This is a genomic window from Pantoea sp. GABEPS69 (genome assembly GCF_045780835.1).
In the GTDB taxonomy this organism is placed as follows: Bacteria; Pseudomonadota; Gammaproteobacteria; order Enterobacterales; family Enterobacteriaceae; genus Pantoea; species Pantoea septica.
The window spans coordinates 3,880,425-3,897,265 of the sequence record NZ_CP118618.1 but is presented as its reverse complement, the minus strand read 5'-3'; the positions used below and the strand labels follow the sequence as shown (position 1 = coordinate 3,897,265).

At 61.8% G+C, this 16,841-nt stretch carries 10 protein-coding genes; 7 read left to right on the top strand and 3 right to left on the bottom strand.

Annotated features, from left to right (window positions below):
* The first annotated feature begins 3 nt into the window (after window positions 1–3).
* The 5 genes from bcsB (at window position 4) to PVE98_RS18865 (ending at window position 11,182) form a co-directional block, all read left to right on the top strand.
* Complete coding sequence (gene bcsB / locus PVE98_RS18885; RefSeq protein WP_333621054.1) at window positions 4–2,295, top strand: cellulose biosynthesis cyclic di-GMP-binding regulatory protein BcsB; 2,292 nt, start codon at window positions 4–6, stop codon at window positions 2,293–2,295.
* The gene (gene bcsC, locus PVE98_RS18880; RefSeq protein WP_096072371.1) at window positions 2,288–5,758 is read left to right on the top strand and encodes a cellulose synthase complex outer membrane protein BcsC; all 3,471 of its coding nucleotides are present in this window, start codon (window positions 2,288–2,290) and stop codon (window positions 5,756–5,758) included. The genes bcsB and bcsC overlap by 8 nt, the downstream gene beginning before the upstream one ends.
* A 115-nt stretch (window positions 5,759–5,873) precedes the next feature.
* A complete protein-coding gene (gene hmsP / locus PVE98_RS18875; protein ID WP_187143616.1) occupies window positions 5,874–7,901 on the top strand; it encodes a biofilm formation regulator HmsP in 2,028 nt (675 codons plus the stop codon).
* A 268-nt stretch (window positions 7,902–8,169) separates the two neighbouring features.
* Window positions 8,170–9,456 carry a dicarboxylate/amino acid:cation symporter gene (locus tag PVE98_RS18870; RefSeq protein WP_033754506.1) on the top strand — a complete coding sequence of 429 codons (1,287 nt, stop codon included), beginning with the start codon at window positions 8,170–8,172 and terminating at the stop codon, window positions 9,454–9,456.
* 241 nt (window positions 9,457–9,697) lie between these two features.
* Window positions 9,698–11,182 (top strand): pitrilysin family protein, encoded by a 1,485-nt coding sequence (locus tag PVE98_RS18865; protein WP_033754509.1) that lies wholly within the window; start codon window positions 9,698–9,700, stop codon window positions 11,180–11,182.
* Window positions 11,183–11,186: 4 nt separating this feature from the next.
* Here PVE98_RS18865 and PVE98_RS18860 read toward each other — a convergent pair whose 3' ends face one another.
* A complete protein-coding gene (locus PVE98_RS18860) occupies window positions 11,187–12,059 on the bottom strand; it encodes an alpha/beta hydrolase (protein WP_333620445.1) in 873 nt (290 codons plus the stop codon).
* A 334-nt stretch (window positions 12,060–12,393) separates the two neighbouring features.
* On the bottom strand, window positions 12,394–13,326 hold the full coding sequence (locus PVE98_RS18855; protein ID WP_096072373.1) for a sugar kinase: 933 nt from the start codon (window positions 13,324–13,326) through the stop codon (window positions 12,394–12,396).
* Window positions 13,327–13,606: 280 nt separating this feature from the next.
* Here PVE98_RS18855 and pdeH point away from each other — a divergent pair, with 280 nt between their 5' ends.
* Window positions 13,607–14,380 (top strand): cyclic-guanylate-specific phosphodiesterase, encoded by a 774-nt coding sequence (pdeH, locus tag PVE98_RS18850; RefSeq protein WP_048783745.1) that lies wholly within the window; start codon window positions 13,607–13,609, stop codon window positions 14,378–14,380.
* Between the two features lie 63 nt (window positions 14,381–14,443).
* Window positions 14,444–16,504, top strand: a complete 2,061-nt coding sequence (locus PVE98_RS18845) for an AsmA family protein (RefSeq protein ID WP_033754519.1) — start codon at window positions 14,444–14,446, stop codon at window positions 16,502–16,504.
* On the opposite strand, the gene ppiC is transcribed toward PVE98_RS18845, so the two are convergent.
* Window positions 16,505–16,786, bottom strand: coding sequence for a peptidylprolyl isomerase PpiC (gene ppiC / locus PVE98_RS18840; protein ID WP_033754522.1), 282 nt, complete (start codon window positions 16,784–16,786; stop codon window positions 16,505–16,507). It lies immediately after the preceding gene.
* Window positions 16,787–16,841 lie beyond the last annotated feature (55 nt).

Below are 16,841 nucleotides of genomic sequence, written 5' to 3'. Positions count from 1 at the left end.
GATATGACGATGACGAGAGTGAACGGTTGGTTTACCGCCCTGCTGCTGGGCACCGCAACGCTAAGCTGTGCCGCCGCGCAGGACGCCGCGTCGGCGAATCCTGTCGATGCGGCGCTGGTTCAGACCGCACCGCAGGATCCCGGCGCGCCGGTGCGCGACAGCCGGCTCGACTTTACCAGTCTGGCGCCGCCGCCGGGCAGCATGACGCTGCGCGGCTCGCAGCCGAGCGGCCAGATTGAGTTCGGCGTGCGCAGCGACGAGGTGGTGACCCGCGCGCTGTTGAATCTCAGCTATCGTCCTTCGCCCGCGCTGCTGCCGACGCTATCGCAGCTTAAGGTCTATCTCAACGACGAGCTGATCGGCCTGATTATCGTTACGCCGGAGCAGCTCGGCAAAGAGACCCAGACCCAGCTGGCGATCGATCCCCGCTTTATCAGCGACTTCAACCGCGTACGCTTTGAGCTGGTGGGCCACTACACCAACGTGTGCGAGAACCCCGCCAACAGCACGATCTGGCTCGATATCGGCAAAGAGAGCGGCCTCGATTTAACGCTGCAAAAGCTGCCGCTGAAAAACGATCTGTCGCACTTTCCCGAGCCCTTCTTCGACGCGCGCGACAAGCGTCCGCTGACGCTGCCGATGGTCTTCGCCGCGCAGCCGGACGTGGCGCAGCAGCGCGCCGCTGCGATGCTCGCCTCCTGGTTCGGCAGCAAAGCCGCGTGGCGCGGCCAGAACTTCCCGGTGCTCTACAACAAGCTGCCACAGCAGCAGCACGCCGTGGTGTTCGCCACCAACGACGCTCGTCCGGACTTTTTGAAAGATCTGCCGCCGGTGAACAAGCCCACGGTGGAAATCGTCAGCCAGCCCGACAATCCCTATGAAAAAATGCTGCTGATTTTGGGACGCAACGATGAGGATCTGCTGACGGCGGTGCAGGGCATCGCCCAGGGCGAACTGCTGCTGCGCGGCGATACCTCGACCATCGACAGCGTCAACCTGCAGGCGCCGCGTAAAGCCTACGACGCGCCAAACTGGGTGCGAACCGATCGACGCACCACTTTCGCCGAGCTGACGCAGTATGAAAACCAGCTGCAGTCCGACGGCATGCAGCCTAACCCCATCGGCCTGACGCTCAACCTGCCGCCCGATCTCTTCCTGGTGCGCGCGCGCGGCATCGATATGGATCTGAGCTATCGCTACACCGCGCCGTTCCAGGCGGACGGCTCGCGGCTGGCGGTCAACCTGAACAACCAGTTCATCCAGGACTATCCGCTGCCGCCGAAGAATACCGCCGGCCAGCAGCTGCTGCGTATTCCGCTGATTCAGGGACTGCAGGACAACAACCGTCAGCTGACGATTCCGGCGCTGCGTCTCGGCGTGGTTAACCAGCTGCGTTTCGACTTCGACTACGCCAACACTATCATCAGCGGCACCGCTGACGGGCGCTGCGAGAACGTGACGCCGGTCAGCCATCACGTGGTGGTAGACGACAGCTCCAGCGTCGACTTCTCCGGCTACCGTCACTATATCGAAATGCCGTCGCTGCGCGCGTTCGCGGGCGCGGGCTTCCCCTTCACGCGCTATGCCGATCTGGCGCAAACGCTGGTGCTGGTGCAGCCGAAACCTGACGCGCAGCAGGTCGGCACGCTGCTGAACGCGCTGGGCAATATCGGCGCGCAGACCGGCTATCCGGCGCTGCGGGTGCAGTTCAGCGACGACTGGAGCAAGGCGAAGTCGCAGGACGCCGATCTGCTGATGATCGGCGACATCCCGAAAGATCTGCAGGATGACCGCCGGATCGCTGCGCTGGTCGACGCTGCGGGTAGCTGGATAAAAACGCCGACGCGCCAGGCGGCCATTGATGCCGGCAGCGTCAGCGAAGGCGATCGCGCGCCAGAAATCACCACCGCCATCGGTTCGCGCGGCCCGCTGGCGACGGTGATCGGCTTCCAGTCGCCGTTCAACGATCAGCGCAGCGTGGTGGCGCTGCTGGCGGACGGCAGCTCTCGCAGCTGGCAGCTGCTGAACGAGGCGCTGACCGACAGCGGCAAGCGCGCCGCGATTTTCGGCTCCGCCGCCATTATTCGCGAGTCGGGCGTCAACAGCCTGCGCGTCGGCGACAACTATTTCGTTGGCCATCTTCCCTGGTGGGAGCGCCTGTGGACGATGCTGGCGACCCATCCGTTCTGGCTGGCGCTCTGCGCGGTGTTTGTCGTAGTGCTGTTTGCGCTAATGACCTGGCGCCTGATGCGCATCATTACGCGTCGCCGTCTGCTTGACGATGAAGATGAATAAAGCGAGCGCGCTGCGGGCGAGCCTGTTGCTGAGCGGCGTGCTGGGCGCGCTGCCGTGTCTGGCCGCGCCCGGCGCCGGACCGGAAGTCTCGCCGGTAGAGTGGCTGCTGTCGCAGGTCCGTACCGGCGAATCGACTAATAAATACGATCTGGTGCAGCAGGCGCTCTACCGGCTGGAGAAGATCGATCCTGATAATCCGCAGGTGCTGGCGGCGCGTCTGCGCCTGGCATTGCATCAGGGCGACGTTGCCGCCGCACAGACCCTGCTGACGCAGCTGCAAAAGGTCGCGCCCGATTCGGCGGCGACGCGCGAGTCCGCCGTCGGCCTGGCGCTTATCTCCGCTGAGGGACGGCAGAAGCTGCAGGAGGCGCGCCTGCTCGCCACGTCCGGCCGCCTCGCGGAAGCGAAAAGCGCCTACGACGCGCTGTTCAACGGCGTCTTTCCCGATGCGAATATCGCGCTGGAGTACTGGCGGCTGCTGGCGCGTATCCCGGGCCAGGATGGCGTGGCGTATCAGCAGCTTCAGGCGCTGGAACAGCGCTATCCCGGCAATATCGGCGTTGAGCTGCAGCTGGCCCGCATGGCGTTCGATCGCCAGCAGTCGGCCCAGGCGGTCGAGCAGCTGAAGCAGCTGGCGAAAAGCAGCGCCGGACGCGACGCCGCGGCAGAACTCTGGCTACAGCAGATCAATAATCAACCGGTGAGCGATAGCAGCGTGGCGCAGCTGAAAGCCTATCTGGAGGTGTTCACCGACGGCGACGCGCAGAAGCAGGGCCAGGAGGCGCTGGCGAAGCAGCAGGCGCTGCTCGCCGATCCCGCCTACCGCGAGCGTATGCGCGGACTGGCGCTGGTGGATGCGGGCGGCGGCGCCGAGGCTATCGCAGCGCTGAACGCCGCGCTCAAGGCGAACCCCAACGATGCCGACTTGATGGGCGCGATGGGCCAGGCGCAGGCGCGCGCCAATAACCGCGCTGCCGCCGTTCTCTGGCTGGAGCGCGCGATTCAGGCGGGTCAGCAGAGCACGCAGGTGGGCAAGTGGCAGTCGCTGCTGCAGACCAACCGCTACTGGCAGGCGATCGACGAAGGCGACAAAGCGCTGGCGCAGCACGATCTCGACGGCGCGGAACGGCATTATCGCGAGGCGCAGGCGCTCGATAGCAGCGACAGCTACGCCCTGATCGGCCTTGGCGATGTGGCGCTGGCGCGCAACAACGCGGAGAGCGCCGAGCAGCTCTGGCAGCGCGCGCTGCGGCTCGACGCCAGCAATACCACCGCGGTTCGCCGCCTGGCGGGACTTTATCAGACCCAGTCGCCGGCGCGCGCCATGGCCTTTATTAACGGTCTGCCCGCCGCGCAGCAGCGCGCGCTGGCCGACACGCTGCGATCTTTGCGCAGCGACAGCCTGCGCGCCGAAGCTGACGCGCTGGCGCAGCAGAGCCGCTGGCAAGAGGCGGCGGAGAAATATCGCCAGGCGCTGTCCCTGTCGCCGGACGACGTCTGGCTCAGCTACCGTCTGGCCGGCGCGCTGCGCAACGGCGGAGCGCCGCAGCAGGCGGACGCGGTTATAGCGACGCTGCAGCAGCAGCATCCGCAGGACGCGACCGCGCTCTATGCGTCGGCGCTCTATCTTTCCGGCAATGATAACGACGAGGCGGCGCTGGCGACCCTGCACCGTCTGCCGGAGGCGCAGTGGAGCAGCAATATGCGCGAACTGGCGGATCGCCTGACGCAGAATAAGCTGTTCGCGCGCGCCGAGGCGCTACGCGCGGCAGGGCAGGAGAGCGACGCCATCGCGCTGCTGCGTCAGCAGCCCGCCTCCAGCCGCCGCGACTTGACGCTGGCTGACTGGGCGCTGGCGCGCGGCGACGCGCAGCAGGCGCTTGAGGCTTATCAGCAGGTGCTTGAGCGGGATGCCGACAACGGCGACGCGTCGCTCGGGCGTATCGAAGCGCTGGTGGCGCTGAAGCGCAACAGCGAGGCGCGCACGGCGCTGAAGGCGCTGCCGCCCGCGCAGGCGAGCCTGAACGGCGATCGCCGCGTGGCGCTGGCGTGGCAGGCAGTCGGCGACGTCACGCAGGCCGCCGCGCAGTTCACGGGCCTGAAGCAGCGCGCCGCGGCGCAGCCGCCTTCGCAGGACAAAGCGCTGGTGTTTCGCGATGCGGCGCGGCTGGAACGCATGCAGCGGCAGCCTGACGCCGCGCTGGCCGATTATCAGCAGGCGATGGTCGCCAGCGGCATCGGCGACAGCAAGAACATCAGCCGGTTGACGCGCAATAATTCGCAGGATGACTGGCTGAAGCGCAGCATCCGCAGCGACACTGCCGATCTCTATCGCCAGCAGGACACCACGCTGATGCTGGAGCAGGATTATTCGCGCAACAAGGGCACCGCCGGCGTCTCCGATTTTACCGCGCATACCACCATGCTGCAGGCGGAAACGCCGCTTGCCGACGGGCGCGGCTTCTTCCGGCTCGATCGCGTTCAGATCTCGGCGGGCACCTTCTCTACCTCCAACGGCACCTTTGACGAAACCTTTGGCAGCTGCGACGACGCCAACTCAGGCGGCTGCAGCCGCTACGCCAGCCAGCGCGACGAAGGCACCGCGCTGGGCGTCGGCTGGGGCAACGACGTCTGGTCGGCGGACCTTGGCACCACGCCGCTCGGCTTCGAGGTCACCAACTGGGTCGGCGGCGTCAGCTGGAAAACCGACGTTAAAGAGCTTGGCGTGACGCTCACCGCCTCGCGGCGCCCCATCTCCAGCTCGCTGCTCGCCTATGCGGGCGCACGCGATCCGGCGGCCAACGGCGGCAAAACCTGGGGCGGCGTGGTGGCGACCGGCGGCAGCGTCGGCCTGAGCTACGATCGCGGCGGCGCGCACGGCGTCTGGGCCGATATCAGCGCGCATCAGATCACCGGCGAGAACGTGGCGGACAATAGCCGCGAGCGGCTGATGGCGGGTTATTACTATAAGGTAATCAATAGCGATAATCGCCGTGCCACGGTGGGCCTCAACACCATGCTCTGGCATTATCAAAAGGATCTCAGCGACTACACCTTCGGCCAGGGCGGCTACTACAGCCCGCAAGAGTATCTCTCGCTTTCCGTGCCCGTTACCTGGCGGCAGCGCACCGAGAACTGGTCGTTCAATCTGGGCGGCTCGGTCTCCTGGTCGCACTCGAAAACCGACGCGCAGCAGCGCTATCCGGTTAATCCCGGCTTTGCTCTGGCGAGCAATCCGACCTCGGCGAGCAGCAGCGGAGGCGGCGTCGGCTATACTGTACAGGCCGTGGTCGAGCGCCGCGTGACGCCGCACTGGTTTATCGGCGCAGGCGTCGATATTCAGCAGGCGAAGGACTATACGCCAAGCCACGGACTGCTCTATGTGCGCTATTCCGCCGCCGGCTGGGACGGCGATCTCGATATGCCGCCGGAGCCGCTAATTCCTTACGCAGATTTCAAATAATCGTCGGCCCGCGCAAAACTCGGACTCTGACAGGCAGTAAAAAAAGTGAGTTCCAGGATATACTTGCTGCGCATTTTCCTGTCTGATAGCTGTGCTTTTTAGCCTGGAGAAGATTTTGCGCGTCAGCCGTTCACTTACGATAAAGCAAATGGCGACGGTATCCGCGGTGGCGCTGATTACCGTTTCTATCTTTATCGTCATTCAACTGTTTCATTTTGTGCAGCAGCGCAGGATCGACTATGCCCAGCAGATGGAGAATATCGCCCATACGGTGCGCCAGCCGCTCTCCGAGGCGGTGTTAAAGGCGGATATCGCCCAGGCTGAGCGAATTCTGCAAACCCTGAAGCCCGCCGGTGTCCTGTCGCGCGCCGACGTGGTGCTGCCCAACGCTTTTCAGGCGCTGCACGCCAGTTTCGAAAACGAAAAGCCGATCCCGCTGTTTATCGCTCGCCTGTTCGAACTGCCGGTACAGATCACCCTGCCGCTCTATTCGGTGGAGAGCAGCGGCTCGCCCAAGCCGCTCGCCTATCTGGTGTTGCAGGCGAATTCGACGCGCGTTTACCAGTTTATCCTCAGCACCGTTTCCACCATGGTCACTACCTATCTGCTGCTGGCGCTGATCCTGTCGGTGGCGATCAGCTGGTGCATCAACCGGCTGGTGGTTCATCCGCTGCGCAGCCTCTCGCGCGAGCTGCAGGAGCTGCCGCCGCAGGCGATCCTGACTCACAAACTGGCGCTGCCCGCCAGCCATCGCGACGATGAAATCGGCATGCTGATCCGCAGCTATAACCGCAACCAGCAGGTGCTGGAGTCGGTGCATGACGAGATGAGCCGGCTGACCACCCATTATGCCGTTACCGATCTGCCCAATCGCGCGCTCTTTCTGGCGCTGCTCGACCAGCATATCCGCAGCCACAGCAAAGGGTTCGGGCTGATGGTAATCCGCATTGAAACGCTGCAGGAAGCCAACGGCGTACTGAGCGACGAGCAGCGCGATACTCTGATGCTGACGCTGGTCGAGAAGATCCGCAGCACCGTCGACGACCATACGCTGCTGGCGCAAACCGGGCCGAGCGACTTCGCGCTGCTGATGAAGCGCGCCGGTACGCCGTTTCGCGCCATGCGCCTGGCGCGCAATCTGATGATCCGTCTGAATCAGCCGGTGACGCTGCACCAGCTGCAGCTGCGGCCCAACGCCAGCATCGGCCTGGCGCTCTATGACGAAGAGCCGCTTTCCGCCAACAAGCAGCTCGACCGCGCTACCTCGGCGATGATGTCGGCGCGCCATTTAGGCAAGAACCAGATCCTCTTTTTCGACGCGGCGCTCACCGAGCGTGCGCAAAAGCGCCTGACGCAGGAGCATGACATTCTGCAGGGGCTGCAGGACGAGCAGTTCCGGCTCTTCCTGCAGCCGCAAATCAATATGCAGACCGGCGAACTGGCCGGCGCCGAGGCGCTATTGCGCATGCGCATGCCGGACGGCAGCTACGGCCTGACGGAAGAGTTTATCGCCAGCGCTGAAGAGATCGGCGTTATCGCCGCCATCGGACGCTGGGTGTTCGAAGAGGCGTGTCGCATTCTCGCCGGCTGGCAGAAGCGCGGCATACTTATCCCGCTCAGCGTTAACATCTCCGCCGTGCAGCTGCGCGACGCCAGCATGGTGCATCATCTGCAGGGCCTGCTGCAGCGCCATCAGATTGCGCCCGGCAGCTTTGTGCTGGAGATTACCGAAACCGCGCAGATGGGCGATGCCGAAATGGCGATGGCGCTGCTGCGTTCGCTGCAAACGGTGGGCGTTGCGGTGGCGCTGGACGATTTCGGCATGGGCTACTCCAATCTTAACTACCTGCACCAGTTTAAATCGCTGCCGGTCAGCAAGCTGAAGATGGACCGCAGCTTCGTCGCCGCGCTGCCGGATGACGACACCATGGTGCGCATCGTAGCGGCCATCGCCGAGATTATCGATCTCGACGTCATCGCCGAAGGGGTAGAGACCGCCGAGCAGCGCGACTGGCTGCTGGCGCGCGGCATTCATATTGGTCAGGGCTATCTCTATGCCGAGGCGCTGTCGCTGGAACGCTTTACTCAAACCTGGCTGCCGGCGTCCGTCGACAGCCAGGATGCGCCCGCAGCCGAAGAGTAGCCGAACTTTTGTCTCCTTTCTACACACTCCCTCGCGGGCGTTGATCACCGTCTGATTCATTGATTTTGCGCGTTTTTTAGTTACAAAAGGTCGTGCTGAAGCGTTTCAGTTCATAGTTGCGTTTCCAGAAATCCCCCGGCCTTTGTAAGCCTGTATTAATCCCGTTAACAGGGTGTTATTTTTTGCCAACCGCCAGCGCCGGGGCGCGCGCTGCTTGCGGACACAATAAAACGACAACCTCACAACCCTGTTGTAGTGGACACCTGTTATGAAAACCTCACTGTTTAAAAGCCTCTATTTTCAGGTGCTGTTAGCCATCGGCATCGGCGTTCTGTTAGGCCATTTCTATCCGGAGTTAGGCACGCAAATGAAGCCGCTTGGCGATGGCTTCGTCAAACTGATCAAGATGATCATCGCGCCCGTGATTTTCTGTACGGTCGTGACCGGGATCGCCGGCATGGAGAGCATGAAAGCGGTGGGGCGTACCGGTGCGGTCGCGCTGCTCTATTTTGAAATCGTCAGTACCATCGCCCTGATTATCGGTCTGGTGGTGGTCAACGTTCTGCAGCCGGGCGTCGGCATGAACGTCGATCCGGCGACGCTGGATGCGAAAGCGGTCGCGGTCTACGCCCAGCAGGCGGAGCAGCAGGGCGTCATCGCCTTCCTGCTGGACGTCATCCCAGGCAGCGTTATCGGCGCCTTCGCCAGCGGCAATATCCTGCAGGTGCTGCTGTTCGCAATTCTGTTCGGCTTCGCGCTGCATCGCCTCGGCAGCTCCGGCACGCTGATCTTCAACGTGATTGAGAGCTTTTCGAAGGTGATCTTCGGCATCATCAATATGATTATGCGCCTGGCTCCTATCGGCGCGTTCGGCGCCATGGCCTTCACCATCGGTAAATATGGCGTCGGTTCGCTGGTGCAGCTCGGCCAGCTTATCGTCTGCTTCTATATTACCTGCGCACTGTTCGTCGTCATCGTGCTTGGGCTTATCGCACGCGTCGCCGGCTTCAATATCTTCCGCTTCGTCGCCTATATCAAAGAGGAGCTGCTGATCGTGCTCGGCACCTCTTCCTCTGAGTCGGCGCTGCCGCGCATGCTGGATAAGATGGAGAAGCTGGGCTGTAAGAAATCGGTGGTGGGGCTGGTGATCCCGACCGGCTACTCGTTTAATCTCGACGGCACCTCGATTTATCTGACCATGGCGGCGGTGTTTATCGCCCAGGCGACCAACGCGCACATGGACATCTTCCATCAGATTACCCTGCTGGTGGTGCTGCTGCTCTCGTCGAAGGGCGCGGCGGGCGTGACCGGCAGCGGCTTTATCGTGCTGGCGGCGACGCTGTCGGCGGTGGGCCATCTGCCGGTGGCGGGTCTGGCGCTGATCCTCGGCATCGACCGCTTTATGTCCGAAGCGCGCGCGCTGACCAACCTGATCGGCAACGGCGTGGCGACGGTCGTAGTGGCGAAGTGGGTTGGCCAGCTTGATGAAAACCAGCTGAAAGCGACGCTTTCCAGCAAGGCGAAAGCGAAAAAACTGCCGGAAACCTCCGCTTAAGTACAGCTTTACAGCAAAATCCCTCTAAATGCCCGCTGTCGCTTGCCCTGACAGCGGGCATTTGCATAATAATGCCCACTTATTTTTTTCATGGTTTTTCACTTCGTTGCGCGACTTCCTGGCCTTCACGTGGTCAAAGACTCTGTTGTCGAAAAACGACGCGGCTAAAACGAGAAAAACTCACCGCGTATTACAACGGCGAAACGTGCCAGTGATAACGACTTTTAGATTAGAGGTTCACATGCAGGGCACCAGAATTCGGCTTTTAGTTGGGGGGTTAGCGTGGGTGGCCGCCAGTTTTGGCGCCTGGGCCGAAACGCTGCAGCCCGATCCAGCCTGGCAAGAAGGGAAACTGGATAACGGATTAAGCTGGCAGCTGCTGACAACGCCGCAGCGCCCCAGCGATCGCATTGAACTGCGTATGGTGGTGAATACCGGCTCGCTGGTAGAGACTACCCAGCAGACCGGCTTCAGCCACCTGCTGCCGCGTCTGGCGATGGTGCATAACGCCGCGCTCGACACCAACCAGCAGCGCGCGCTGTGGCAGCAGGCCATGGACCCGCAGCATCCGCTGCCGCCCGCCATCGTTTCCTACGACTTTACCCAGTACAACCTTAGCCTGCCCAACAACCGCCCGGAGCTGCTGAAAGAAGCGCTTAACTGGCTGGCGGCGACGGCGGGCAAAATGTCCATTAACGAGCAGGTGGTCAGCACCGCGCTGAGCGCCTCCGATCCTGCCGCGACCTGGCCCGCCAATACCCAGGATGTGCTGTGGCGCTATCGCCTGAAGGGGTCGACGCTGCTGGCGCACGACCCGGCCGAGCAGCCGCGCGCGCCGATCGACCTCAACGCGCTGAACGCCTTTTACCAGCAGTGGTATACGCCGGACGCCATGACGCTTTATGTGGTGGGCAACGTCGAGAGCCGCAGCCTGGCGGAGCAGATCAACAAAGCCTTCTCCTCGCTGACCGGCAAGCGCAGCAATCCCGCGCCGTTGCCGACGCTGTCGCCGCTGCCGCATCAGCCGATTAATCTGGTCAACGGCGCGATGAGCCAGGATCGCCTGGCCCTGATTTGGGATACGCCCTGGCAGCCGATTCGCGATTCGCAGAATCTGCAGCGTTACTGGCAGAGCGATCTGGCGCGCGAGGCGCTGTTCTGGCATCTGCAGCGCACGCTGGGCGACAGCAAAGCGCAGAACCTGCAGATCGGTTTCGACTGCCGCGTGCTCTACCAGCGCGCCCAGTGCTCGGTTAATCTCGACGCGCGCAATGACGCGCTGGAGTCAGGCCTGAACCTGGTGTCGCGCGAGCTGGCTGTGGTGCGCGACAAAGGGCTGCCGCAGGAGGAGTTTGACGCGCTGATGGCGCAGAAGCTGCTGGAGCTGAACAAGCTGTTCGCCACCTACGCGCGCACCGATACCGACGTGCTGATGAGCCAGCGCCTGCGTTCGCAGCAGAACGCCGTGGTAGATATCGCGCCGGAGCAGTATCAGAAGCTGCGTCAGGCGTTTCTGAGCGAGCTGACGCGCGATCGGCTGAACCAGGAGCTGCGTCAGCAATTGTCGCAGGAGGTTACGCTGGTGCTGATGCAGCCGGAAGGCGAAGCGGAGACCAACGTGAAGAGTTTGCAGGCGATCTGGGACAAGGTGATGGCGCCGCCAGCGGCCGCCGACGCCGCGCCGCAGGAGAGCAGCGCCAGCGACAGCGCGCCGCCTTCCTCCTGATCCGTCAGGTTTTCGCCCTGAGCCACTCGGTCACCAGCATCGGCCAGCTGGCAAGGGGCAGATCCGCCACGCCGCGAATGCCGAATCCGTGGCCGCCTTTCTGATAAAAGTGCAGCTCTGCGGGCACCTTGTGTTCGCGGAGCGCGCTGAAAAACGCCATGCTGTTGTTTACCGAGACCGTTTCATCATCCGCCGCGTGGATCAGTAGCGTCGGCGGCGTCTGCGCGTGTACGCGCGTCTCCAGCGAATAGGCTTCGATGGTTTTCGCATCGGGCCAGGCTCCGAGCAGGCGCGTGCGGGAACCCTTATGCGCCACGCCGTCGCGCATGCTGATCACCGGATAGACCAGCACCATCGCGTCGGGACGCGGCGAGAAGCTATCTGCGGCGTCCTGCACCGGGTAGATTTTTTCGCTAAAGCGCGTGCCCAGGCTGGCGGCGACGTGACCGCCCGCCGAGAAGCCCGTCATCACGATATATTTGCCGTTCAGGCCGCGCTGGGCGCGATCGCGCAGCACGCGCACCGCACGCTGCGCGTCGGCCAGCGGCGCGTCCGCGCCTTCGTGATGGCCGTCGTAGGGCAGGCGATAGGTCATCACCGCCAGGGTGTAGCCCATCGCAGTGAAAAAGGTCGCCAGCGCGCTGCCTTCGCGGTCGATCAGTACGCGCTGGTAGCCGCCGCCCGGCGCCACCAGCAGCGTGATGCCGTTGGACTCTTCGGGATGCCAGATAGCGATCTCCGGGCAGCGCACGCCGGTCGCCGCGCGATCGTAAGGCTCATACTCTTTCGCCAGATCGACGATTTGCGGCTGCGCGCGCGAATCGCTGGCGCCTGGCGCGTCGCCATTGGGCCAGATATTGATAATTTCTGTGTGCATAAAACGGTCCTGATGCGAGGAATGTTGTCGTTTTTTTATCGCGGCCGGCTAAACAGCGTCCTGCTGTTGTTGAGGAAAAGATGGTCTTTTTTGCGGCGGTCGTCCATCCGAAAAGGGTCCTGAGCGGCGGATTCAGACTATGCCTGGAGTAAAGAATAAGCGGGATTTCAGGGCGCAAAAGCGGCCTGAGGCGCGGGTGAAAATCAGCGCCAGCGTTAATTTTTCTCTTAACGGCAACTGGTCGTAGCCTGTCAGGCGCTAAGGCAAATTTAAGGCGGTTTCGGCCATGCGTTCGCCGGGGAGAAACCGCACGCCCCGCAAAGCGGGGCGGACGTTATGCCGGCATCGCCTCCAGCGGAATAATCGCGCCGCGATGCTGGATCACCGTGCTGGCGGTCAGGTGGCCGCGCTCGGCGGCGGCCTGCGGCGAGCCGCCCGTCAGGCGCTGCGACAGATAGCCGGCGCTGAAAGAGTCGCCCGCCGCAGTGGTGTCGATGATGCGCGCCGCATCGAGACGCACCGCAGGCACATCAATCAGCGCGTCGTCACCGATCGCCACCAGACAGGAGTCCGCGCCGCGCTTAATCACGATTTCGCTCGCGCCTGCGGCGCGGGTGCGCTCAATCACTGCGCTTAATGGATGCTCGCCCCACAGCAGATGTTCGTCATCCAGCGTCAAAAAGGCGATATCGGTGCGCTGCAGCATCGCCTGATAGGCCTGCTGCGCGCTCGCCTTGTCGGCCCACAGGCGCGGACGATAGTTATTGTCGAAAATGACCTGGCCGCCGTTGGCGCGGCAGCGATCCAGCAGCGCCATCAGCTTCTCGCGACTGTCGTCAGGCAGGATCGCCAGCGAAATGCCGCTCAGGTAGAGGTAGTCATAGCGCGCCAGCTCGTCGACGATAGCGGCGGATTGCGGAGCATCTAGCCAGTAGCGCGCGGCGGCGTCGCTGCGCCAGTACCAGAAGGTGCGTTCGCCTTTATCATCGGTTTCAATGACATACAGGCCGGGCATTTTGTTTTCCAGCCGCTGGATCAGGCGGGTGTTTACCTTCTCCTGCTGCCAGGCGGCGATCATCTGATCGCTGAAGGAGTCGATGCCCAGCGCCGTCACATAATCGACGCTGAGCTGCGTCTCATCTACCTGGCGCGCCAGATAGACCGCTGTGTTCAGCGTATCGCCGCCGAAGCCGCGTTTAATGCTCTCACCCTTCTCGGACAGCTCAATCATGCACTCGCCGATAATGGCTATTTTTTTATGCGTCATGGTCTTTGGCCTGTAGTGAAATAGTGCCTTAGTCTCGCGTCTGGTATGGCAGACGTCAATGATTTTTAAAACGGTGTTTTAATTCCACTTAAGGTGAAAAAAGCCTGTCTTCGCGGCGATTTAACGGACAAAGGCGGGCTTTTTTTCACGATTGCGCCCGATACGGATTGGTACACTCTGTAGTCTTATGTGACCAGCAGGCGGACAGAGATAGGGCGGGCACAGCTGACATTCGCCGCCGCGCTGACACATGGCACTTGCCACCAACCAGGAAAAAACCATGGTGATGAAGAATATTAGTCATCGGCTACCTTCTTCAACTGACATCAACCCACAACAGGAAGCGCGTCTCTTCTGGCAGCAATGCCAACGATTCTACACTTTCCAGCCGATATACCAGGTATCGGGCCGGTTGCTGGCAATTGAAATCCTGACCGCGGTCACGCATCCGACCGCGCCGGAAAAGAAACTCTCGCCGGAGGACTACTTTGAGGCGCTGGCGATTAATCAGCGTCTGCACGTAGTCCATGAGCAGCTGGCGCTGCTAAAAGAGTGGCAGCCCTTTTTTTGCGACAACCAGATCGTGGCGTCGGTGAATATTGACGGGCCGACGCTGATGGCGATTCAGCAGCATCCGCCGATTCGACGCCTGATTACCGAACTGCCGTGGGTGCGCTTCGAACTCACCGAACATCACGCGCTGCCGCAGGAAGAGATGATCGCGCAGATGCCAGAGCTGGGGCCGCTGTGGCTGGACGATTTCGGTTCCGGTATGGCTAACTTTTCCGCGCTGACGGAGCTGAAGTACGACTACATCAAGCTGTCGCGCGAGCTGTTTATCCTGCTGCGCCGCACCGAAGAGGGCCAGGCGCTCTTCTCGATGCTGCTGGCGTTGATTAACCGTTACTGTAACGGCGTTATCGTCGAAGGCGTCGAGACTGAAGAGGAGTGGCGGCAGGTGTGCTGTTCGCCCGCAATGGCGGCGCAGGGCTACTTTTTTTCAAGGCCGGTCCCCTTTTCGCAACTTAATCATCTGCCGCTTCAGCTTGTCTGATGCCGTTCCACAACGTCTCGACTATCTTTAACGGAGACTGTGGACAGGCAAGGAGGAAGCGAGATGTCGCGCACGGGAAAAGTTGTTAGCTGGATAGTCGGGATTTTTTTGTTGCTGATCGTGGTGGTGGTGATCATCATCGCGACCTTTGACTGGAATCGTCTCAAGCCCACCATCAACCAGAAAGTCTCGACGGAACTGAATCGCCAGTTCGCGATTCGCGGCGATCTGGGCGTTGCCTGGGAGCGCAACCGCGATGAACCGGGCTGGCGTAGCTGGATACCCTGGCCGCATGTGCATGCGCAGGACATTATATTAGGTAATCCGCCCGAGATGGCGGAGGTGACGATGGTGCATCTGGAGCGCGTCGACGCCACTCTGTCGCCGCTGGCGCTGCTGCATAAAGAAGTTTATCTGCCGTGGATCAAACTTCAGCAGCCCGATGCGCGGCTGATTCAAACCGCCGACAAAAAGAACAACTGGACCTTCAATCTCGCCGACAGCAAAAATCCTGATGCCAGTGCGGCGCCATCCGCCTGGTCATTCCGCCTCGACAATATTCTGTTTGACCAGGGCCAGCTGCGCTACCGCGATGCGGTCAATAAAGCCGACGTGACGGTAAAAATCAATCCGCTCGGCAAGCCGGTGCCTTATGGGCAGATTGCCGGCGGCAGCGACGCGCAGAAAGGCGCGGGCGACTTTGTTTTCGGCTGGGAGGCGCGCGGCACCTATAACAACGAACAGCTGGAAGGGGAAGGCAAAACCGGCGGCATGCTCTCGCTGCGCAGCAAAAACACGCCGTTCCCGATTCAGGCCGATATACGTAACGGCTCTACGCGCGTGCAGGTCACGGGCGGCATTCAGGATCCGATGAATCTTGGCGGCGTGAACGTGCGGCTGCGCTTCTCCGGCGATACGCTCGCCAATCTCTATGGGCTGACCGGCGTGCTCTTGCCCGATACGCCGCCCTATGAAACCGACGGTCACCTGACCGCCCGCTTCACCGGCAAAAAAGGGCCCGAATACCACTACGAAAACTTCAACGGCCATATCGGCGACAGCGATATTCACGGCACGCTCACTTATACCCAAGGCAAACCACGTCCGGCGCTGGTGGGCGAGCTGAGTTCGAAACAGCTGCGTATGGCGGATCTGGGGCCGCTTATCGGCGTCGACTCCGGCAAAGGCAGCGCGAAAACCGCGCAGGCGAAGGCGAAGCGCGGCGAAAAAGCGGCGCAGCCCGCCGATCGCGTGCTGCCGCATGACACCTTCGATACCAAAAGCTGGGACGTCATGGACGCCGACGTGAAGTTCACCGGCAAGCGCATCGAACATGGCAATTCGCTGCCGTTGAGCGATCTTTATACCCACTTACAGCTGAAAAATGGCGACCTGCTGCTCGATCCGCTGCGCTTCGGCATGGCGGGCGGCACGCTGAACAGCACGATTCGTCTGGAAGGGGATAAGTCGCCGATGCGCGGTCGCGCCGACATCCACGCGCGTCGTCTGCATCTGCGTCAGCTCTTCCCTAATGTCGAAGCGATGCAGCGCAGCCTGGGCCAGCTAAACGGCGACGCCAGCTTTACCGGCAGCGGCAACTCGGTGGCCGATCTGCTCGCGACCAGTAACGGCCAGCTGAAACTGCTGATGAATAACGGCTTAATCAGCCGCAGCCTGATGGAGATCGCCGGGCTGAACGTCGGCAACTATGTGGTTGGCAAGCTGTTTGGCGACGATGAGGTGCGTATCAACTGCGCCGCGACCGACGTGAAGCTGCAAAACGGCGTCGCGACGCCGAACCTGTTCGTGTTTGATACCGAAAATGCGGTCATCAACGTCACCGGCAACGCCAACTTCGCCAGCGAGCGTCTGGATCTCTCGATCAATCCAGAGAGCAAAGGCATCCGCATCGTGACGCTGCGTTCGCCGCTTTACGTTCGCGGCACCTTCAAAAATCCTGACGCCGGCGTTAAAGCCGGGCCGCTGCTGGCGCGCGGCGCGGCCGCCGTTGCGCTCGGCACCGTGGTCGGCCCTGCCGCCGCGCTGCTGGCGTTGATCAGCCCAAGCGACAATGAAGATAACCAGTGCAGCAACGTGCTGCAGCAGATGAAAAGTAAAAAGTGATCAGCTGCGGTAGAGCACTTTAATGATGTGATAGCCAAATGCGGTTTTCACCGGCCCGAAAGGTTTTATCAGCGGGCAGGTGAAGACCGCTTTATCGAAGGCCGGCACCATCTGGCCCTGTCGAAACTCGCCTAAATCGCCGCCGTTGCGTCCGGAAGGACAGGTAGAGTGTTTCTTCGCCAGCTGCTGAAAACTGGCGCCCTTTTCCAGCTTCGCCAGCAGCTCGTTAGCCAGCGCTTCCTCTTTCACCAGGATGTGTAAAGCCGCCGCGGTTTTCGCCATGATAGTCCTCTGATTGTGTATACTGACCGCCCATTATTTCATCCTCCTCTCTTTT